The sequence below is a fragment of the Aeromonas sp. QDB23 genome, from assembly GCF_027707745.1.
In the GTDB taxonomy this organism is placed as follows: domain Bacteria; phylum Pseudomonadota; class Gammaproteobacteria; order Enterobacterales; family Aeromonadaceae; genus Aeromonas; species Aeromonas allosaccharophila.
Genome location: NZ_JAPCJA010000047.1, coordinates 20,808 through 40,966, shown reverse-complemented (window position 1 = coordinate 40,966; position 20,159 = coordinate 20,808). Strand labels below are relative to the sequence as shown.

Annotated in this window: 22 protein-coding genes; 10 read left to right on the top strand and 12 right to left on the bottom strand. The window is 61.1% G+C overall.

All coding sequences use genetic code 11. From position 1 onward, the window contains the following. The first annotated feature begins 613 nt into the window (after window positions 1–613). Both PG888_RS17595 and glpK read left to right on the top strand, forming a co-directional pair. On the top strand, window positions 614–1,462 hold the full coding sequence (locus tag PG888_RS17595; RefSeq protein WP_042057673.1) for an MIP/aquaporin family protein: 849 nt from the start codon (window positions 614–616) through the stop codon (window positions 1,460–1,462). 38 nt (window positions 1,463–1,500) lie between these two features. Then, window positions 1,501–3,003, top strand: a complete 1,503-nt coding sequence (glpK, locus tag PG888_RS17590) for a glycerol kinase GlpK (protein ID WP_182937734.1) — start codon at window positions 1,501–1,503, stop codon at window positions 3,001–3,003. 177 nt (window positions 3,004–3,180) lie between these two features. On the opposite strand, the gene PG888_RS17585 is transcribed toward glpK, so the two are convergent. Then, window positions 3,181–4,083 carry a LysR substrate-binding domain-containing protein gene (locus PG888_RS17585; protein WP_182937735.1) on the bottom strand — a complete coding sequence of 301 codons (903 nt, stop codon included), beginning with the start codon at window positions 4,081–4,083 and terminating at the stop codon, window positions 3,181–3,183. 194 nt (window positions 4,084–4,277) lie between these two features. On the opposite strand from PG888_RS17585, the gene PG888_RS17580 reads away from it, so the two are divergent. From PG888_RS17580 to dkgB, 4 genes are all read left to right on the top strand, one after another. After that, window positions 4,278–4,670: a DUF6404 family protein gene (locus PG888_RS17580; protein WP_182937736.1), complete on the top strand. Its 393-nt coding sequence runs from the start codon at window positions 4,278–4,280 to the stop codon at window positions 4,668–4,670. A 365-nt stretch (window positions 4,671–5,035) separates the two neighbouring features. Continuing rightward, entirely contained in the window at window positions 5,036–5,398 is a 363-nt protein-coding gene (locus PG888_RS17575) for a VOC family protein (protein ID WP_182937737.1), read from the top strand. 181 nt (window positions 5,399–5,579) lie between these two features. Then, entirely contained in the window at window positions 5,580–5,876 is a 297-nt protein-coding gene (locus tag PG888_RS17570) for a putative quinol monooxygenase (RefSeq protein WP_182937738.1), read from the top strand. A 64-nt stretch (window positions 5,877–5,940) separates the two neighbouring features. Then, complete coding sequence (gene dkgB / locus PG888_RS17565; RefSeq protein ID WP_182937739.1) at window positions 5,941–6,744, top strand: 2,5-didehydrogluconate reductase DkgB; 804 nt, start codon at window positions 5,941–5,943, stop codon at window positions 6,742–6,744. 163 nt (window positions 6,745–6,907) lie between these two features. On the opposite strand, the gene PG888_RS17560 is transcribed toward dkgB, so the two are convergent. Continuing rightward, a complete protein-coding gene (locus PG888_RS17560) occupies window positions 6,908–7,918 on the bottom strand; it encodes an HAD family hydrolase (RefSeq protein ID WP_232093549.1) in 1,011 nt (336 codons plus the stop codon). Window positions 7,919–8,258: 340 nt separating this feature from the next. Between PG888_RS17560 and PG888_RS17555 the strand changes: the two genes are divergently transcribed. Further along, window positions 8,259–9,437 (top strand): MFS transporter, encoded by a 1,179-nt coding sequence (locus PG888_RS17555; protein ID WP_182937740.1) that lies wholly within the window; start codon window positions 8,259–8,261, stop codon window positions 9,435–9,437. Between the two features lie 96 nt (window positions 9,438–9,533). On the opposite strand, the gene PG888_RS17550 is transcribed toward PG888_RS17555, so the two are convergent. The 8 genes from PG888_RS17550 to PG888_RS17515 all read right to left on the bottom strand — a co-directional run bounded on the left by PG888_RS17550 (window position 9,534) and on the right by PG888_RS17515 (window position 16,032). Next, window positions 9,534–10,142 (bottom strand): HvfX family Cu-binding RiPP maturation protein, encoded by a 609-nt coding sequence (locus PG888_RS17550; protein WP_139729761.1) that lies wholly within the window; start codon window positions 10,140–10,142, stop codon window positions 9,534–9,536. A gap of 38 nt (window positions 10,143–10,180) precedes the next feature. Then, window positions 10,181–10,945, bottom strand: coding sequence for an HvfC/BufC family peptide modification chaperone (locus tag PG888_RS17545; RefSeq protein ID WP_182937741.1), 765 nt, complete (start codon window positions 10,943–10,945; stop codon window positions 10,181–10,183). Further along, the gene (locus PG888_RS17540) at window positions 10,938–11,795 is read right to left on the bottom strand and encodes a DUF692 domain-containing protein (RefSeq protein ID WP_182937742.1); all 858 of its coding nucleotides are present in this window, start codon (window positions 11,793–11,795) and stop codon (window positions 10,938–10,940) included. The genes PG888_RS17545 and PG888_RS17540 overlap by 8 nt, the downstream gene beginning before the upstream one ends. Beyond that, window positions 11,783–12,112: a hypothetical protein gene (locus PG888_RS17535; RefSeq protein WP_182937743.1), complete on the bottom strand. Its 330-nt coding sequence runs from the start codon at window positions 12,110–12,112 to the stop codon at window positions 11,783–11,785. The genes PG888_RS17540 and PG888_RS17535 overlap by 13 nt, the downstream gene beginning before the upstream one ends. Next, window positions 12,105–13,064: an MBL fold metallo-hydrolase gene (locus PG888_RS17530; RefSeq protein ID WP_182937744.1), complete on the bottom strand. Its 960-nt coding sequence runs from the start codon at window positions 13,062–13,064 to the stop codon at window positions 12,105–12,107. Before PG888_RS17530 ends, PG888_RS17535 begins: the two co-directional genes overlap by 8 nt. A gap of 130 nt (window positions 13,065–13,194) precedes the next feature. Next, the gene (cydX, locus tag PG888_RS17525; protein ID WP_005337572.1) at window positions 13,195–13,305 is read right to left on the bottom strand and encodes a cytochrome bd-I oxidase subunit CydX; all 111 of its coding nucleotides are present in this window, start codon (window positions 13,303–13,305) and stop codon (window positions 13,195–13,197) included. Window positions 13,306–13,321: 16 nt separating this feature from the next. Then, on the bottom strand, window positions 13,322–14,461 hold the full coding sequence (cydB, locus tag PG888_RS17520; RefSeq protein ID WP_270693873.1) for a cytochrome d ubiquinol oxidase subunit II: 1,140 nt from the start codon (window positions 14,459–14,461) through the stop codon (window positions 13,322–13,324). Beyond that, the gene (locus tag PG888_RS17515; protein ID WP_182937746.1) at window positions 14,461–16,032 is read right to left on the bottom strand and encodes a cytochrome ubiquinol oxidase subunit I; all 1,572 of its coding nucleotides are present in this window, start codon (window positions 16,030–16,032) and stop codon (window positions 14,461–14,463) included. The genes cydB and PG888_RS17515 overlap by 1 nt, the downstream gene beginning before the upstream one ends. Before the next feature lie 122 nt (window positions 16,033–16,154). Between PG888_RS17515 and PG888_RS17510 the strand changes: the two genes are divergently transcribed. After that, window positions 16,155–17,585 (top strand): aminotransferase-like domain-containing protein, encoded by a 1,431-nt coding sequence (locus tag PG888_RS17510; RefSeq protein ID WP_182937747.1) that lies wholly within the window; start codon window positions 16,155–16,157, stop codon window positions 17,583–17,585. 56 nt (window positions 17,586–17,641) lie between these two features. Here PG888_RS17510 and PG888_RS17505 read toward each other — a convergent pair whose 3' ends face one another. Then, window positions 17,642–18,280, bottom strand: coding sequence for a tellurite resistance TerB family protein (locus PG888_RS17505; RefSeq protein ID WP_182937748.1), 639 nt, complete (start codon window positions 18,278–18,280; stop codon window positions 17,642–17,644). Between the two features lie 148 nt (window positions 18,281–18,428). Here PG888_RS17505 and PG888_RS17500 point away from each other — a divergent pair, with 148 nt between their 5' ends. Beyond that, a complete protein-coding gene (locus tag PG888_RS17500) occupies window positions 18,429–18,896 on the top strand; it encodes an acyl-CoA thioesterase (protein WP_041208541.1) in 468 nt (155 codons plus the stop codon). Between the two features lie 94 nt (window positions 18,897–18,990). Then, window positions 18,991–19,146, top strand: coding sequence for a pleiotropic regulatory protein RsmS (gene rsmS / locus PG888_RS17495; protein ID WP_082628436.1), 156 nt, complete (start codon window positions 18,991–18,993; stop codon window positions 19,144–19,146). 65 nt (window positions 19,147–19,211) lie between these two features. Here the strand turns inward: rsmS and PG888_RS17490 are convergent, their stop codons facing one another. Continuing rightward, window positions 19,212–20,054: a LysR family transcriptional regulator gene (locus PG888_RS17490; RefSeq protein ID WP_139401398.1), complete on the bottom strand. Its 843-nt coding sequence runs from the start codon at window positions 20,052–20,054 to the stop codon at window positions 19,212–19,214. Between the last annotated feature and the right edge of the window lie 105 nt (window positions 20,055–20,159).

Here is a 20,159-nt window from a genome sequence, read left to right as displayed (position 1 = left end):
AGGTCCTGCATCGAGAAAACCGACTACCCGTTCCCGGAGGAGTTGGTGCTGTCAACACCGTCCCGGTGAACGGTTACCTGTCGATGTGCGCCGCAGGCCTGAAGAGACTAAGCATGTTCTGCTTCCTTATTGTTGTTATGGGCGGTTGAGGATGCCCTGACCATTCCGACGAACCATGTGAGTCCACTGATTCGTAAGCGAGCCCATTGTGCTCATATGCGCTCATTTAATCTGTGATGCATGCTCAAATATTTCATTTCTATTACAAATAAAAGTTCCAAATGAGCAGTTACTCATCTGCCTCAAACCCTTGCCGGACAAGGGATAGAGAGTACCCCCTTAGTGGTATCTTGCCGCCATCAAGTTGCTATACGTCACATTTTCTTAGCAATGAGTGGGATCTTGTCCACATTTCCCATGGCAGGGGGATGGTGAATTTCGCGGGAAGGTTTATTTTCTCTCTCGTCCGATAACGAGCGCAAACGAGCATAACGTTTGCGCAAGACGCAAAAACAACAAGGAAACGTTTTCGGCCGCAACGGATAGACACAAAAATGAAAAACGGAACATTAAACCTCTATGGCCTCTACGGGTGGATATAAGGAATAAAGATATGAGCATACAAAGACCCAATACCCTGCTTGGCGAATGCATCGCCGAGTTTATCGGAACCGGCTTGCTGATATTTTTCGGCGTCGGTTGTGTCGCCGCTCTGGTGCTGGCAGGTGCCAACTTCGGGCAATGGGAAATCTCCATTACCTGGGGTCTGGGCGTCGCGATCGCCATCTATGTGACCGGCGGTATTTCAGGTGCCCACCTGAACCCGGCCGTGACCCTGGCGCTGATGACCTTCTGCGGGTTCGACAAGCGCAAGGTAGTGCCCTACATCATCGCCCAGATGGCTGGTGCTTTCTGCTTCGCGGCCCTTGTCTACTTCCTTTATGGTAACCTTTTCACCCAGTGGGAAGTGACCCATAACGTGGTGCGCGGCAGCGTCGAGAGCCTCGGCACCGCCGGGATCTTCTCTACCTACCCGAACGCCCTGCTGACCAACATGCAAGCCTTCGCCGTCGAGCTGGTGATCACCGCCGTGCTGATGCTGGGCATCATGGCGCTGGGTGACAACAACAACGGCGCCCCCAAAGGTTTCGCGGCCGCCCTGCTGATCGGTATCCTGATCGCCGTGATCGGCGCCTCCCTTGGCCCGTTAACCGGTTTTGCCATGAACCCGGCCCGTGACTTTGGTCCGAAACTGTTCGCGTTCTTTGCTGGCTGGGGTGATGTTGCCCTGACCGGTGGTCGTGACAACCCCTACTTCTGGGTTCCGATCCTTGGCCCCATCGTTGGCGCCCAGCTTGGTACCGCTCTGTATGTCAAAGTGCTGGCTCCCTGCGTCCCGGGCAACCGTGTTGCCGCCGCCGAGCAAGCGACCCAAACCACCAAAGAAGAGGCTGCCGCGTAAGACGGCACCCAACGTAGAAAATAAACGTGGAGAACATCATGTCTGCAGAAAAGAAATATGTCGTCGCTCTGGACCAGGGTACCACCTCTTCCCGCGCCATCGTGTTTGATCAGGACGCCAACATTGTCGGCACCTCCCAGCGTGAATTTACCCAGCACTACCCGAAAGCGGGCTGGGTAGAGCACGACCCGATGGAGATCTGGGCGACCCAATCCTCCGTCTTTACCGAAGTGCTGGCCAAGACCGGCCTGCGCAGCGAAGAGATCGCCGCCATCGGTATCACCAACCAGCGTGAAACCACCGTCGTCTGGGAAAAAGCCACCGGCAAACCCATCTACAACGCCATCGTCTGGCAGTGCCGCCGTACCGCAGCCATCTGCGAAGAGCTGAAAGCGCGCGGTCTGGAAGAGTACGTCCGTGACAATACCGGCCTGGTGCTGGATGCCTACTTCTCCGGTACCAAGGTGAAGTGGATCCTCGACAACGTGGAAGGTGCCCGCGAGAAGGCAATGAACGGCGAGCTGCTGTTCGGCACCATCGACACCTGGCTGGTGTGGAAGATGACCAATGGCGAAGTACACGTCACTGACCCGACCAACGCCTCTCGTACCATGCTCTACAACATCCGCGACCTGAAGTGGGACGAGAAGATGCTGGACGAGCTGGGCATCCCGATGTCCATGCTGCCGGAAGTAAAACCCTCTTCCGAAGTGTACGGTTACACCACCCGTGGCGGCGGCTCCCGCATCCCCATCGCCGGTATTGCCGGTGACCAGCAGTCTGCCCTGTTCGGTCAGCTCTGCTTTGAAAAAGGGATGGCCAAGAACACCTACGGCACCGGCTGCTTCATGCTGATGAACACCGGCACCGAACCGGTTCGCTCCAATAACGGCCTGCTGACCACCGTCGCCATCGGCCCGAAAGGGGAAGTGAACTACGCACTGGAAGGTGCGGTGTTTATGGGTGGCGCCACCATCCAGTGGCTGCGTGACGAGCTGAAGATCATTCACGATGCCCGCGATACCGACTACTTCGCCTCCAAGGTGGGTGACACCAACGGCGTCTATCTGGTACCGGCCTTCGTCGGTCTGGGCGCGCCCTACTGGGATCCGTATGCTCGCGGCACCATGGTCGGTCTGACCCGTGGCGCCAACCGCAACCACATCATCCGTGCCGCGCTGGAATCCATCGCCTATCAGAGCCGCGATGTGCTGGATGCGATGCAGCAGGACTCCGGCATCAAGCTGGCAGCGCTGAAAGTGGACGGCGGCGCCGTGGCCAACGACTTCCTGATGCAGTTCCAGGCTGACATGATGCACACCCCTGTGGTACGTCCGACCCGCATCGAGACCACCGCCATGGGCGCCGCCTTCCTGGCGGGTCTGGCAGTCGGCTTCTGGAAGAGCTCCGACGAGCTGGAAGACAAGTTCAGCGTGGACCGCGAGTTCATCCCGCAGATGGACAGAGAAGATCGCGCCAAACGCTACAGCGGCTGGCAGAAAGCGGTCGAGCGTTCACGCCGTTGGGCTGAAGAGGAGTGATCGGGCAACCGATATCCCGTTGAGATAAAAACCAGAGAGGCCGACAGCAATGTCGGCCTCTTTTTTTACATTCCCGACAGGCTGTTACATTGCCAGCTGGGCTGCCGTCTGAATAATTCACACATGCAGCACCAACGCCCTTGCGCGGCCACCCACCGCGCATCCGGGCCCACCGCATCAGAGTGAGTGGCTGCACAGCTGTTCTTTAAGAAAATCGAGCCAGACCCGCAGCCGGATATCCCGCTGGGCATCGGAGTAGAAGACCGCATTGATGGGGCGCGAGGCGCCGCTGTTATTGCGCGCCAGCACCTCCACCAGCGCCCCGCTCTCCCGATCCTGCCCGGTCATAAAATCCGACAGACAGACGATCCCCTGCCCCCGCAACGCCAGCTGGCGCAAGGTTTCGCCACTGCTGGCACGCAGGCTGGGGGTGATGGCAAAGCGATCCCCCTGCTCGGCACTGAGCAGCGGCCAGTGGTTGAGGTGATCGGGATACAAAAAGCCGAGCAGCTCGTGACCGCTCAGCAGATCTACCGGTTGGCGCGGCGTACCGCGCTCGCTCAAATAAGCGGGAGAGGCCAGTAGTCGCAGCCGCGAACGGCCCAGCGGCAGTGCGCGCAGGGAGGAGTCGGTCAGCTCGCCGATGCGGATGGCCATGTCCACCCGCCGCTCCATCAGATTGATAAAGCCCTCCGAGCTGTGCAGCTGCAGCTCGATGGCGGGGTAGCGGCGGCGAAACTCGCCGATGATCGGCACCAACCGGTGCAGGATAAACGGGGTGGCGGCATCGACCCGCAAGATCCCCTCCGGCTGCTCCCGGCGCATCAGCAGATGCCCCTCCGCCTCGCTCATCTCGGTCAGGATCTTCACCGCCCGCTGATAGAACCAGCTCCCCTCCTCGGTCAGGCTGACCCGGCGGGTGGTGCGGTTGAGCAGCACGGTAGAGAGCTTCTCCTCCAGCCGCTTGATGCCACGGCTCACCACCGAGTTGTCCATGCCGAGGTTCTCCGCCGCCTGGCGAAAACTGCCCGCCTCCACCACCGCCACAAACAGGGTCAGTTCATCAGAATGGGTCTTCATTGCTGTTATCCGGACAAGAGTAATGGGCCTTTATAGGCGTAGCCGCTGTGGGTTGGCAAGGGTCCGGTGGGCCAGATCTGTTTTTCTACAGAGAAAGAACGTGACCGCGAGCCCACATCATGCTCGCGATTTCTCAGTACAATGCAGCCTGAAAAGCACCGTATGGCACCACCTGTTTCACAAGGATCAATACCATGACATTTGAAGCGCGGCTGGCCGCCGCCCATCAGGAGCTGGCTGACAAGGGCATCAAGGAGTTCGACTACAACCCGTGGTTATTCAAATTGCTGCGTAAACTAGGCTGTGCCGTCAAACCACCTTATTACGCCGGTTGGTTTGTCAATTTCATCTGTGCAGGCCTCTCTATTGCACCAATTTGGGGTCTGATTATGTGGATTTTCGTCTGGCGCCCAGAGGAGAAGGATCCAATATCAGCCCTGTTCAATACAGCCGTGTTCGCTGGCATATTTGGCCTCTTCACCTTAATCAGGCTCTGGCTGAGGCGCCGACAGCTTGGATTGACCTCGTGGGAGCAGTTAGGGCAGATACCTGAGCAACTCTCACATGAGCAACCTGAGAGGGAATGAATTTCCATACGGGTCTAGACATGACGCATCCATACCTGTACAACCCACCTTTTACCTGAATGGGGTCTTCAATTGCTGGATTCTATCGTCATTTTTACTCTGACTGTTTTCATCCATAGTCTACTGCTCGGCTACCGTATAATTCGCCGCCACAACTGCAGTTGGCGCACTTACCAGCGCAGCAAGGATCCGGTTCCACTTATTTTTTTTATTCCCTTCAGCACATCCGCAGCCTTGTTGCTCAAGCCCCATATCGTGGCAGCACTCTCGTGAGAAGCAGACCAGAAAAAACGTAAGAGGTGTCAGTAGGTTGGCGCAGCTATCTCTGCCATCATGCCCAATACATCAGCAGGGAGCATCACTTTATGAACGTCCATGAAAAACTGAACTATGTAGAGTTTGCTGCACGGGATCTTGCAGCGACTAAAGCCTTCTTTCAGGCCGCATTTGGCTGGCAGTTTGTCGATTATGGCCCCGACTACTGCGCCTTTGCCGATGAGGGGCTGGATGGCGGATTCTATCGGGCGGATCAGTGCAGCCAGACAGCTCAGGGCGGCGCCCTGCTGGTGTTCTACAGCGCCGATATTGAAGCGACTCAAGCCAAGGTTAGCCAACACGGTGGCACCATCAACCGCCCACTATTCGACTTCCCCGGTGGCCGCCGTTTCCACTTCGTTGAGCCTAGCGGCAATGAGTTTGCCGTCTGGTCGGAGCCTTCCCGCGCCTGATGATGCAGGGCGGTACGCCCGCCCCTTTTCTCATTTTTTCCATGCCACCATGGCGCTTGCGCCATGTATTTCTTGCTGCCGGATTGCTGCTCTCCCCCCAATACTGTTTTGCGACCAGCGCCCTGTTTCCAGCAAGTCACGGCAGGCATACTGACCCTTCGTTTTTGCCAAGGAGGTTCAGATGTCATCACCGGTGATTGTGATTGCCCAGCTTGAAGCCAAACCTGAATATGCCGATCAGTTTCGCGCCGCCCTTGAGCCGCTGATTGCGGCCACCCAGCAAGAGGCTGGCTGCCAGCGCTATCAACTGCATCAGGACTTGGACCATCCCCACAGCTGGATGCTCTACGAAGTGTGGGAGAGCGAAGCGGCCCTCACAGCCCATCAGAACCAGCCCCACTTTACCGAATTTATCGCCAAGGCCGAGCCCTGGTTTGCCGACAGCACCATTCGCCGCTATCAGCCGCTGGGCGCCTGACGGGCACTTGCGCCGCTCCCGATTAGCCCGTCAAGGGCCAACCACCACCCCATTGAGGAACGAGATGATCAATATGCCACCCATGGGTCTGGGCACCTTCCGCCTGAAGGGCGAGCCGCTGCTTGCCACCCTGACCAACGGTTTGGAGCTGGGCTATCGCCATATCGATACCGCCCAGATCTATGACAACGAAGCCGAGGTCGGCGCCGTGCTGGCCCGCAACACTGTTGCCCGTCACGAGATCTACCTGACCACCAAGGTGTGGACCAGCGAGTTTGGCCCGGGCAAGGTGATCCCGAGTCTTGAGGTGAGCCTGGAAAAACTGGGCACCGACTATCTGGATCTGACGCTGATCCACTGGCCCTCCCCCAAGGATGAGGTGCCGATGACGGTCTATCTGGAGCAACTGGCCGAGGCCAAAGCACAGGGCCTGACCCGGGAGATCGGGGTCTCCAACTTCACCGTGGCCCAGCTCAAACAGGCTATCGAGATTTTGGGGCCAGGGGCCATCGCCCATCAGCAGATCGAGGTTCATCCTCTGCTGCAAAACCGCAAGGTGGTCGCGTTCTGCAAAGCTCACGGTATCGCCGTTACTGCCTATATGCCGCTCGCCTATGGCAAGGTGCTGAGCGAGCCGCTGCTGATGGAGATTGGCAAGCGCCACGGGGTATCGGCGGCGCAGGTGTCGCTGGCCTGGCTGCTGGCGCAGGACATGACAGTGATCCCGAGCTCCACCAAGCGGGAGCATCAGGCTGCCAATCTGGCCGCTCTCGATATCACCTTGAGCAGCGAGGAGATGGCCGCCATCGCCACGCTGGATCGGGGCGAGCGCTGCGCCAATCCCGACTTTGCCCCCGCGTGGGACTGACGCGAAAGGCGTGAGACTAACGCAAAAGAAAGGCTGGCTCTGCCAGCAAGCCAGATAAAACAGGGAGAGCATCATGCTCTCCCTGTCTCTTTTCTTGCCTCACGCGTTGCCGCGCTTGCTGAACCTTCAGCCTACCTGTTGACGCAAGCTGCAGCCCCCGCAATCAGGGCGCGTTCTGACAAAGGGCGGGATCGAACACCTGATTCCAGTCTGATTTCATATCGACCACCACCCAGCCCCGCGCTTTTGCCTGTGCCAGCCCGTCGATCAGCTTGCCGCTGGCAGGCGGATGGCTGTCGTAGGCGTATTCGCGCTTGGCATCGGTGTGGTGCACCAGCAGGCCGAAGGTGTGGTAATCCGGGTTGGTCGAGGTGTATTGCAGCATGGGCACGTCGCCATCGCTGTTGCCAAAGGCCGCCACAGGGCGCTGTCCCATAAACAGGTGGATAGCCGCCGGTTTCGCCTTGCCGTCATCAAAGAAGGCACCGTTCATGGTCTTGCGGATCTCGCTGCCCTGCCCGTTCAGGGCAAACTCGCCGAGGGTAAAGGAGCCAATCACCTGCTGGGGCGGGATGCCATACATCTGCTCGGACATCACCCGCATAAAGTCGACGCCACCGCCGGAGACAATCCAGGTCTGGAAGCCATTGTCCCGCAGATACCCCAGCAGCTGCTTCATCGGCAGATAACCGAGCTGATCGTAGTGGCAGCCAAAACGGGGATCCTTGCTGCTGTTGACCCAGCGGCTGACCCGCTCGGCAAACTCGGTGGTGGTCATGCCGCTGTGGGTCAGTCCCACCAGCTTGGCGAGCCCCTTCTCCCCCGATTTGGCCACGGCCTTGAGGTCATTGTTCAGCACTGCCGCGACGATGGGATCGGCCTTCCACTCCGGGTGTTCTGGTGCCAGGCGCTTGATCTCGTCCATCGCAAACTGCAGCTGATAGGTCATGGGCGCTTCCGGCCAAAGGGTGCCGTCATTGTCAAACACCACATGGCGCTTCTCGGGCGGAATAAAGGTGGGCAGCTGCTGATCGGTGGCATTGGTCACCCAGCGGGTGATCGCCTGCTTGGCTGCCGTGTCATTCCAGGCAGAGAGGGGGTCGCTCTGGCCAGCCTGTACCGCAAAGGCGCCGCACAGCAGCAAAAGAGAGGAGAGTCGGTTCAATGTCATCATGTTACCTGTCAGCTGGATATTGCCTGTAGATGAAAGCGCGCGGCCATCACACCACCGGCGCGCATGGATTCAACACTCACGGGTTTAACAGGGACAACCCTATGGCGGCCAGCTTGTACTGGAGCTTAAGCAAGCTCAGAAAAGGAGCTGCGCTTAGTCCGTTCTGCGAGGCAGATCACTGCGTTGCGCTCGCGCGGCGGGCAACGCAATTCCATCCCACTCAGCGTTATTGCTGCTGATTTGGCAAAAGTAATTTGATGTCACCGTCATTTTTGCCAACAAATCGCATCGGCATACTGGCGCCATTCTCCCGTCGGGAGTCACTATCCAAGGAGTTGTTATGCCACTGGCGTTATTTGCCCTTACCCTGAGTGCCTTTGCGATCGGCACCACCGAATTTGTGATCGTGGGGCTCATCCCCACCATAGCCCAGCAGCTCAATGTCTCGCTCCCCTCGGCGGGCCTGTTGGTCAGCCTCTATGCCCTTGGGGTAGCCATCGGCGCCCCCGTGCTCACGGCGCTCACCGGCAAGGTGCCGCGCAAGTGGCTGCTGGTGGGGCTGATGGCGCTCTTTACCGCTGGCAACCTGCTAGCCTGGCAGGCCCCCGGTTACGAGAGCCTGATTGTGGCCCGCATCCTCACCGGACTGGCGCACGGGGTCTTCTTCTCGGTGGGCAGCACCATCGCCACCGGCTTGGTGGCCAAAGAGAAGGCGGCGAGTGCCATCGCCATCATGTTCAGCGGTCTGACAGTGGCGCTGGTAACCGGCGTGCCACTCGGCACCTGGATTGGTCAGGTATTTGGCTGGCGTGAAACCTTTCTGGTAGTGAGCCTGCTCGGTGTGATCGCCATGGTGGGCAGCCTGCTGCTGATCCCCAATAACCTGCCCAAGGGGGCGGCCTCGACCATCCGCGAACAGCTCTCGGTACTGACCAAGAAACCACTGCTGCTGGTCTACGCCAAAACGGCGCTCGGTTACGGCGGCGCCTTTACTGCGTTCACCTTCCTCGCCCCGATCCTGCAGCAGGTGAGCGGCTTTAGCGCCGGTGCGGTGAGCCTGATCCTGCTGGTCTACGGGGTATCGGTTGCCATCGGCAATATCTGGGGCGGCAAGCTGGCCGACAAGATGGGCCCCCTACCTGCGTTGAAGCTGCTGTTTGCCGGTTTGGCGCTGGTGCTGCTGGCCCTCACCTTCACCGCACCCCATCCGGTACTGGCGGTACTGACCGTGCTGGTGTGGGGCGCTTTTGCCTTCGGCAATGTGCCGGGTCTGCAGGTGCTGGTGGTCAAGCAGGCCGAGCTGCACACCCCCAACGCAGTGGATGTGGCATCGGGCCTCAATATCGCCGCCTTCAACGTCGGCATTGCGCTCGGTTCCATAGTCGGTGGCTTGGTGGTGGAGCACCTCGGCCTGATGCACACCCCCTGGATCGGCGCCCTTATCGTGCTGCTGGCCTACGGGCTGACCCATGTCAGCGAGCGCCGCGAAGCCGTCCGGCTCGCCGCCTGTCAGGCATAAGCTGTGCCAGCAGGCCGCTCCGCCTCTTCCTTCATCAAATAAAAACGAGCGGCTTATGCCGCTCGTCTCTTTTCACGCTCTGTTATTTGTTGGTTGTTATGCCGGGCGAGACATCACTGCCCTCTTGGTCACTGCCCGCTTGAGCCAGTAGTCGAGACTGACGTAGCGACCCCCGCCGTAAACCAGCAGCACCAACAGCATCACGAAGTAGGTGGCGGCAAACTCCATCCCGTTGTTGAGCATCACGGGATCCCCGAGCTCGGTGATGTAGTTGTAGCGACCGGGGAAGTTGGCGGCCAGCCACTCGATAAAGCCGTTGAGGCGCACAGTGGCCTCCATGCTGCCGGTGGCGATGGCGTCCCAGCCGTGCTTCCAGTGCACCATGGCGCTCGCCACGCTCATCAGGAAGATGGTGGGAATGGCCATGATGCGGGTAAAGAGGCCAAGGGCGATGCAGATGCAGCCCAGCACCTCGGTGCCCGCCGCCAGAAAGGCGAGCAGGGTCGGGAACGGCAGGTTGAGCCCCCCTTCCGAGACCGGGGCCCCAAACCAGGCGACGGTGCCGGCAAAGCCCATTACCTTGGAGTGGGCCCCCACATAGATGACCGGAATGAGATAGAGGCGAATGGCCAGCAGGGCCAGAAAATCGAGCCGCTTGCACTGGGCCACCGCCCGCTCGTACCACTGGATCAGGGTGTTGTTCATGGGAATTCTCCTTGGTGTTTGCTAAATGAGGGCCTAAGTCAGGGCAAGGGCGCGCCGGACTGGCGCTCGCCGACGGGCAGGGTAAGCAGACCAAGCCGGTGAAAATGGCGCGCCCATTCGGTCAGATCAAAGTCGCGGCGAACCTGTTGCACCTGTTGCTGGAACGCCGTTCGGCTAAGCCCCGGCTGCTGTTGCAACAGCTGGATCAGGGCCACATCCCATTCGCGCAACCGCTGGGTCACCACCTGATGATCCGGGCTGCGAAACAGGCCATAGAAGTGGTTGCCCTGCCGGGTAGGCACCACGCCGCTGCGACGGATGGCAAAGGGGAGCTCTAGCAATTGCAGGGTGGGATTGAGCGTAAACGAACTCTCCGCCGTTACCTCCGCCCCCGGCAACACTTGCGGCACCACCCCTTCATCAATCTCGACACAGAGGCAGGCCCACTCGTACTCCAGCAGTGCCAGCCGCTGCCTGGGCCAGTTGAGGGAGCCCTCGCTGTGGCGATGCTGCACATAGCGGACAAACTCGGTGGCGATATGGTGAAACTCGGGAGCCTCGGCGCCGTGCGCGATAACAAAGCCCTCCACCAGCTGCCACCTGTCCACCTGCGCCCAGTGAGCGTGGGTGAGCGGAAAAGCGCTCTCCAGCACCGACTCCACATTGGTGCGCACGCTACGGGCATAGTGGCTGGCAATGCCATCCTGCGGCAGCCGCACCCGGCTCGCCAGCCAGGCGGTCTGCTGCTGCATCCGCTGCGGCGCCGTTTTGGGCGCAGTGATCAGTGATAACCGTCTATCCATAGCGCACCTCCCGCACCTGACGGTCGATCGCCTCACAACAGGCGCCGTGCACCCGCGCCAGCTCGGCCTCCAGCTCTGCCAGCGGTGGCAGATGGTGATCCCGCTCCAGCAACAGGGGGCGCAGGCCGTGGGTCTGCACCGTATAACGGGCCAGCGCCACCACCTCCTCGCAAACCGGTTTGCCGTGGGTATCCAGCAAGGTGCCGTCCGCCTCTTCCAGATGACCGGCGATATGGAAATAGCGGATCGCATTGCTCGGCAACCCGGCGATCATCCGCTTGGGACAGTAACCGTGGTTGTGGCTGTTCACAAAGGCGTTGTTGATATCGAGCAGCAGCTCGCAGCCGCTGCGCGCCACCAGCTCGGCGAGAAAATCCTCCTCCGGCATCTCGTGGTCATAGCCGTGGTAGTAGGAGATATTTTCCAACACCAGCGGGCGGGCCAGCGCCTCCTGCACCTGCTCGATCCGCTCGGCCAGATAGGGGATGTTCTCCCACTGACGCGGCACCGGTAAGAGCTCGTAAAGATACCCCTGCTGGTCGCGGGAAAAGCTCAGGTGCTCGCTGTAGATCCCGATGCCGAACTCGTCCAGAAAGGTGCGGATCTGGCTGAGCAGGGTGCGATTGAGGGGCTGGCAATCGCCGAGGGAGAGGCTGAGGCCGTGGGCCACCAGCGGGTAACACTCGGCAAGCTGATGCAGCTGCGCCCGCTTGGCGCCGCCGATAGCCATCCAGTTCTCCGGCGCCAGTTCGAGAAAGTCGATGCAGGGGCGGACGGGGCCGGAGCAGAGCGCATCCAGATGCTCCTGACGCAGCCCGATCCCCCGACTGCGGGAGCTTATTGGCCGCATACCCCCTCCGTCATCTTGCTGCCCTTGCTGGATGTATTGCCATCAATCCCCTCGCCCGCCACGCCACACTTGCCATCGCGAGCGCGCACCAGCCGCCCCTGCGGATCGCTGTCTAAAGCCTGTTTTTCGAAGCGCTTCTCGGTGCCGCACTTACCCGCCGCACACTTGCCGCCGTGCTGTTCGCTGGGGGCAGCTTTCACCGGCGCATCGCTCGGGGTGGCCGCCAGCGCCAGTCCCGGGGTCAGGGCAATCAGGCTGGTCATGGCGATGGAGAGGGTCAGTTTGCCGGTGGTTTTGTTGCAGCTTGAGTTACTCATGAGCGGACTCCTTGACGGATGAAACGGGGTAGCTGGAGAGATCGCGGGCGGCCACGATCTGGCCGTGGAACTGCTGTTTGACGATGGCCATCGCCTCTTTCTTGTGATTGAGGCCAACCCCCATCCAGTGGTTCAGCACCAGCAGCTTGGGGTTCACCTCGGCGGCAATCTTGGCCACCACAGATGGCTTGGCATGGAGCGAGGCGGAGACCGGGTCGGCTGCTTCATGAATGGCGAGCGGCATCACCAGAATGTCGGCCCCCTTGGCAAACGGCACAAAGGCCGGGTTGCTGCCGTTCTGATCCGCCGAGATGACGATGGTTCCCTCGGCGCTCTCGATGCGATAGGCCAGACAGGGCACGTCACCGTGAGGGATGCCGAGGGCGGTGATGGTCAACCCATCCTGCTGATAGACGGTGTGGGGCTGCGGGCTCTGGTAGGGCACATCGTGCAGGGTGATGGGGAAGAGGCCATCGGTGCCATCCTTGAAGCCGCTCAGGTAGGCATAAGCGCCCTTATCCTTGTTGAAGAGGGCGTCAAAGTAGCCGCTCATGCTGGGGAAGGCCGAACCGGCTTGCGGCCCCGCCAGACCCAGCGGATCGCTGCGCTCGAAGAAATAGGCCCCCTTGAGCAGGGCGGGCAGGTCGGTCACATGGTCGGTGTGAAAATGGGTGATGCCGATAAAATCGACCTCTTCGAGCTTGGCCCCTGCCTGACCGAAGCGCAGGTAGACGCCACCACCGGCATCGATCAGGATGCGGGATTTCCCCTTCCACCAGATCACCTCGCTGGAGGAGGCGCGCAGGTCGTCGGAGATGGGGCCACCACTGCCGAGCACCTGCAGGGTGAAGGTTTTATCCAGTGGCGTCAGTTGTACCGGTTCGGCACAGGCCGGGGCGACGGCGAGCGCGCACCCGATGGCCAGCGCCACCGCTTTCAATCTCTGTTTCATCACAATTACCTGTCGGTTGGTTGTCAGTTGAAAGTGTGTCGTGTGTGTCGTTTAAAGAGGGGGAGAGAGGGGCCGATGGCGACGAGTCAACGCCAGCCACCGGCCATGGCGGGGCGCGAGCCCCCCGCAGTCAGTTACCGTCCCGTTCGTCCGCCTGCCAGCGCGCTTCCAGCCAGAGCAGGTTGCACAGGCCCAGCAGCAGGGCGAATCCGAGGCCCAAAATCCAGGTGAAGTACCACATAGCAGATCCCTTGAGGTCAGTAGAGTTGATGGCTGTCGCGCTTGATGCGGGCACGGTCGAGCTTGCCCCGCACCACCCGATAGACCCAGCCGGTGTAGCCGAGGTTGACCGGCATCAGCACCAGCACGATGCCGAACATGATGGCCAGCGTCTTGTAGCTGGAGGTGCTGTCCCACAGGGTCAGGCTGCTGACCGCATCAAGGGATGAAGGCAGCACGAAGGGGAACAGGGCGATGGCCACCGAGCAGAGCATGGCGGCGCAGGCCATGGCGCTGGCCAGCAGCGCTATCCGGCCCCGCTCCAGCCAGGCGGCAATCCCGCTCACCAGCGGCGCCAACGCCCCGATGATCGGCACCAGCCACAGCAGCGGCTGCTCGTGGTAGTTGTGCAGCCAGCCAGCGACATGGGGGGTGACCCCCTTCATCAACGGGCTGATGGCGGCATTCGAGTCAAAGGGTTGTGTGCCCACACCGGTCAGCTGAAACCCTTGCAGATCCACCAGATGCCAACCGGCCAGCAGGTAGCAGAGGGTCACCAGCGGGGCCAGCAGGATGGCGATCCCCCGTGCGCGCAGCGCAGGGGTGCCCGTTACCTTGGCCTGCAAAAAGCTGGCGCCGTGCAGCAGCAGCAAGGTGATGGCAGTGGCCAGCACCGAGAGCAGCCAGCCCCAGTGGAAGTCGAACGCGCCGTAGTGCAGACGCAGCGCCGTATCGAAGCGAAATGGCAGCCCCTCCATCACCAGACCAATGGCTGCGCCCAGGATCAAGGCAGGCACCAGACCACCGGCCACCAGCGCCCGATCCCACCAGCGACGCCACACCGGATCGGCCAGCTTGCTGCGATAGTCAAAACCGACCGGACGCAGAAAGAGCCCGAGCAGCAGCACCACCATGGGGATGTAAAGCCCCGAGAAGGCGGCGGCATACACCAGTGGCCAGGCGGCGAACAGGGCACCGGCACCAGCAATCAGCCACACCTGATTGCCCTCCCACACCGGCCCCACGCTGTTGATCACCAAACGACGGTCTTCGTCATCTTTCGACACCACCGGCAGCAGCATGGCGATGCCGAGGTCGAAGCCATCCATCACGATAAAACCGACCATCATGAAGAGCACCAGCGCCCACCAGATGAGTTTCAGGGTTGCGTAATCCATCAGGCGATCCTCGCAAGTTCGGGTTGTTCACCGCTGTAGCGGCCAGTATGGAGAATGGCGGGCCCCTTGCGGATCACATGGCGCAACAGGAACAGCTCCACCAGCAGCAGCAGGGTGTAGATGGAACAGATGGCGATCAGGCTGAACCAGAGTTGGCCCGGCTGAAGCAAAGAGACCGAGGCCGAGACCGGCAGCACGTCGCTGATGGTCCAGGGTTGACGGCCAAGTTCGGCCACCAGCCAGCCCGCCTCGATGGCAATCCACGGCAGCGGAATGCTCCAGAGCAGGGTCTTGAGCAGCCGTGGCGAGTCTTGCAGCCGGTTGCGACAGAGCTGGACAAAGCTCACCACCATCAGCCCCAGCATGGTGACGCCAAGCCCCACCATCACCCGAAAGCCCCAGAACAGCGGCGCCACTGGTGGGATGGAGTCATCCACTGCCTTGGCGATCTCTGCCTCACCAGCCTTGGCGATATTGCTGGCATAGGGGGTCAGCAGCAGACCGTAGCCGAGATCCTTGCCGTGCTGCTCGAAGCGAGCGCGGGTGGCCGTGGTGTCATCGCCCTGCCGGATCTGGTCGAGGGCCTCGGCCGCCACCATGCCGCTGCGAATGCGCGCCTCGTGCTGCACCTTGAGATCCTTGATGCCGGTCACCGCCTCATCGAGGGAGCGAGTGGCGATGATCCCCATCAGATACGGGATCTTGATGGCGGCGTGGGTGGTTTCCGCCTGCTGATCCGGGAAGCCGAACAAGGTAAAGGAAGCTGGTGCTGGCTCGGTCTCCCACTCCGCCTCGATGGCGGCGAGTTTGACCTTCTGCACCTCGCCGGTGCGATAGCCCGACTCATCCCCGAGCACAATGACCGAGAGGATGGCGGCCAGCCCGAAGCCGGAGGCGATGGCGAAGGAACGCAGGGCAAACTGCACTTCCGTCTTGCGCAGCAGATACCAGCTGCTCACCCCCATCACAAACATGGAGGCGGCCACATAGCCCGCCGCAACGGTGTGAACGAACTTCACCTGCGTCACCGGGTTGAACAGCACGGCGGCGATATCCACCAGCTCCATCCGCTGGGTCAGCAGGTTGAACTCGGCCCCCACCGGGTTTTGCATCCAGCCGTTGCCGATCAGGATCCACAGCGCCGAGAGGTTGGAGCCGAGCGCCACCAGCATGGTCACCAGCAGGTGCTTGCCGCGAGAGAGCTTGTCCCAGCCGAAGAAGAAGAGCCCCACCAGCGTTGATTCGAGGAAGAAGGCCATCAGCCCCTCGATGGCCAGCGGGGTACCGAAGATGTCCCCCACATAGTGGGAGTAATAAGCCCAGTTGGTGCCGAACTGGAACTCCATGGTGATCCCCGTGGTGACCCCCATGACGAAGTTGATGCCAAACAGTTTGCCCCAGAAGCGGGTGATGTCCTGATAGATCACCTTGCCGGTCATCACATAAGCCGACTCGGCGATCACCAGGATCCAGGACAGCCCCAGCGTGAGGGGCACAAACAGGAAGTGGAACAGGGCCGTGGCGCCAAATTGCAGGCGAGACAGGCTGACCACGTCATCCGGATTGATCATGCGTCACTCTCTTTTGTTGTATTTGCCTTGCACGTTTCGTGCGTGACAAGTACATCACGGAGCATGACACCTATAACAGATGCAGTTATATTGAATTACACCTATAACAGTTGATCCAGATCATGTCCCTTTACCAGCAGTTGGCCGACCGCCTGCAAAGCCAGATCGACGATGGCATCTGGCAACCGGGGGAGCGCATCCCCTCCATTCGCCAGAGCTGCAAGACCCACGGGCTCAGCCCCATGACGGTGTTGCAGGCCTATCAACTGCTCGAAAGTCAGGGGCGGATCCTCGCCCGCCCCCAGTCCGGCTACTACGTCAAAGCCGCTTCACCACAAGTCGTGCAGCACACGCCGAGCCAGACCCATTACAGCGGTTCGGTGGATATCAACGATCTGGTGTTCGAGGTGTTGCAGGCGAGCAAATCGCGGGATCTGGTGCCCCTTGGCATGTCGGTGGCCGACCCGACCCTGTTCCCCCATCCCCAGCTCGGGCGGGCGCTGGCCAGTTGCATGCGCAAGCTCGATCCCTTCAGCACGGTGGCCGACCTGCCCCCCGGTAACGAGGCGCTGCGTCGTGCCATCGCCCAGCGCTACGCCAGCGACGGAGTGGCGGTCAATCCACAGGAGATCATCATCACCACCGGCGCCATGGAGGCGCTCTCCCTCAGCCTGCAGGTGCTGACCGAGCCCGGTGACTGGGTGGTGGTAGAGTCCCCCACCTTCTATGGCGCCCTGCAGGCCATCGAGCGGCTGAAACTCAAGGCGGTGGAGATCCCGGTCATCCCGGGGGTGGGCATCGATCTGGCGCTATTGGAAGATGCCCTGGCCCGGATGCCGATCAAGGCGTGCTGGCTGATGGGCAATGTGCAGCACCCGCTGGGCCACACCATGCCAGATGCGCATAAACAGGGACTGATGGCACTGCTCAACGCCCACAAGGTGCCGCTGGTGGAGGATGACGTCTATGCGGAGGTCTACTTTGGCCGCGAGCGCCCCAAGCCGCTCCGCCACTGGGATCAGCGTGGCGACAGCCTGCTCTGCAGCTCCTTTTCCAAGTGCCTGGCGCCGGGCTTTCGGGTCGGCTGGGTGGTGGCGGGGCCCCATGCCGAGCGGGTGCAGCGGCTGCAGCTGATGTCCACCCTCTCCACCAATGTACCGAGCCAGCTGGCGCTGGCCGAGATGCTGCGCCAGGGCGGGATCGATGCCCACTTTCGCCGCCTGCGCCACACCTTGGCCCAGCGCCAGCAGCAGATGCGGGCGGCCCTGTTGCGGCTGTTGCCGGGTGAAGTGAACATCTCCTCCCCCGATGGCGGCTACTTTCTCTGGCTGGAGCTGCCTGCCCATTTCGACAGCCGCGCCCTGCACGCCCAGGCACTTGGTAGCGGTTTTTCAGTGGCCCCCGGCGCGCTCTTTTCCAGTCAGGGGCAACACAACCACTGCCTGCGCCTCAACAGCTCCCATCCCTGGAGCGAACAGCTGGAGCTGGCCCTCACCCGGCTGGCGGCGCTGATTGCCGTACAGCTAGGCAAAGATCAACTTGGCGAAAACTGAAAACAACAACGCCCCTTGAGCGGGGCGTTATCGGCAATCCATGGCGGTGAGGGGTATCAGGCGGGGGCGTTAAGTTGCGCCACCTGCCGCTCGATACTTCCTTTCAGGTTCTCATCGAGCTTGAGAGCGCGTGCCAGCTCGTCGAGATAACCGCGCTCCATAAAGTGATCCACTTCGATGGCAAGCAGGGAGGCAAGATAGACCTCGGTGGCCAGCTCCATGTCGGTCACTTCCCGCGCCAGTGCGTGAGGGTCGAGGGGGCGGGCCAGTTCGGCGTCAATCCAGCGGGCGGCATCGCTCTGGCCCTGTTCGGTCAGGTACTCCTGAATTTTCTTGCGCTCGGCGCCGTCGATATGGCCATCGGCCCGGGCTGCCGCCACCATGGCGCGCACCAAGAGAGCCGCGCGGGCATCCAGCGCATTGCCTTCCAGAGTGCTGACAGGATGGGTCGGCTGGGCGGGCGCCGACTGCTGGGCCTGCCAATCCTGATAGAGCTTGTAGGCCAGCCCGCCAAGGGCCGCAGCGCCGCCCACGGCAGCCGCCTTGCCGCCATATTTGCGCATCTTCTTGTTGCCCAGCAGCAGACCGAGCGCACCGCCGGCCAGCGCCCCCTGCATCTGCCCCTTGCGCTTGTCTCCGCCTTCGTTGAGCCAGCCTTTGCCAGCCCCCAGCAACTGTTCCAGCATCTGTTTCATGGTGTCACTCCTGCGGGTCAAAAAAGTGAAATCGGGATGAATAGAGCCAGATAGTGACCCCGCCCCCCTGAATCGGGGATGAACCCTTGACCGGGCAGGCCGATGGGGCAAAGCTCAGGGAAACCCTTCAGGCAATAAGGATGTAACTGTGCCCAATCGCGAACTGACCCTGCAATTTCTGGCCGAACCCTCCGACGTCAACTTCGGCGGCAAGGTGCATGGCGGCATGGTGATGAAGTGGATCGATCAGGCGGGCTATGCCTGCGCCGCGGGCTGGTGCGGCGGCTATGCGGTGACCGTCTATGTGGGGGGAATCCGCTTTTTGCGCCCCATCCAGATTGGCCAGTTGGTAGAGGTACACGCTCAGGTGATCCACACCGGCACCACCAGCATGCATCTGGCGGTGGATGTCTACAGCCGCCACCCCACCGAGACCGAGCGCCACAAGACCACCCACTGCATCATCATCTTTGTGGCGATGGATGAGCAGGGCAAGCCGACCCCGGTTCCCCAGTGGCAGCCACTGAGCGAGAGCGATCTGCAGTTGCAGCAGTACGCCAAAAAGCTGATCGCCCTGCGCGAGGAGATCGACAAGGAGATGCGCCAGCACCTCTGACCTTCGTGCCTCACAGCCCGATACAGCGGGCGCTTTCGGCCAGCGGCAGCGCCCCTGTATAATCCCCCCTCTTCCCGCAACCGGAACCCTGCCCATGTCACTGGAAACTGCCCCGCCCGAGGTGAAACTCGCGGTGGATCTGATTGAACTGCTGGAGACCAACCAGCTGGCCCCCGAGCTGGTGTTGGCGGCGCTGGCCATTGTGAAAAGTGACTACGAGCGCAAGCTGGCGGAGGGGAAGGATCTCTGATCCCTACCCGTACTTTTTACGCCTTATCTTTCCGACTTCAGTTTTTCTCCACAGAATAGAACCACTTATTGCGGCCCCATCACCTCATCACAGAGGGCGATCAGGGCCGCGCTCAAGCGGGTGAGCGGCTCGCCCCCGCTTACCCCGGCATGCAGCGCCAGCTCCACCGGCGCCACCTTGGGCCACTGGGTCAGGGCCAGCTGATCGGCGGGCATCAACCGTTTGGGCAGCAAGCTCACGCCGATGCCCGCACTCACCGCCCCCTGCAAACTGGCGAGACTGGCACTGACATAGGCAATACGCCAGCGCCGGCCAAGGCCATCGAGCGCCTCGGTCATCTGCCGCCGATAGAGCCCCTCGCTCGGGAACACCACCAGCGGCAGCGGATCCCGTTCCCGGGCGGGCCAGTCGCGGCTATCGACCCACACCAGCGGTTCGCGCCAGCTGGCAAGGGGCGAACCCTGCCCACGCGTCTGCTTGACCAGCGCCAGATCCAGCTCCCCCGCCGCGAAGCGCTGCCAGATCTCGTGGCTCAGGCCGCTTTGCACCTCCAACCGCACCTCGGGATAATCGCGGGCAAAGGCGGCAAGCACCGGGGTGATGGCTCCTGCGGCGAAATCCTCCGGCACCCCGAGGCTGAGCGCCACGCTCCCTTCCGTCACTTGTTCTTCGGCCTGTGCCAGCAGCGCCAGAATGCGGCGGGCCAGCCCCAGCAATTTTTCCCCCTCCGCCGTTGCGACCACCTGACGGCCAGCGCGATCCAGCAGCGGGCAGCCAAGCTGCTGCTCAAGGCGGCGGATCTGCTGGCTGATGGTGGATTGGGTCAGATGGACCCGCTCACCGGCGCGGGTGAAGCTGCCGGTGTCGATAATGGCGACAAAACTGCGCAGTAACAGGGGATCCAGCATGGGGCACTCCATTTACAAAACCACTGAAACCTATTCTATCATTTAATTTCAAAATGACTTTAGACCCCGCTAGGCTGACGTCTCTTCCGTCAAATCAGGGTTTGT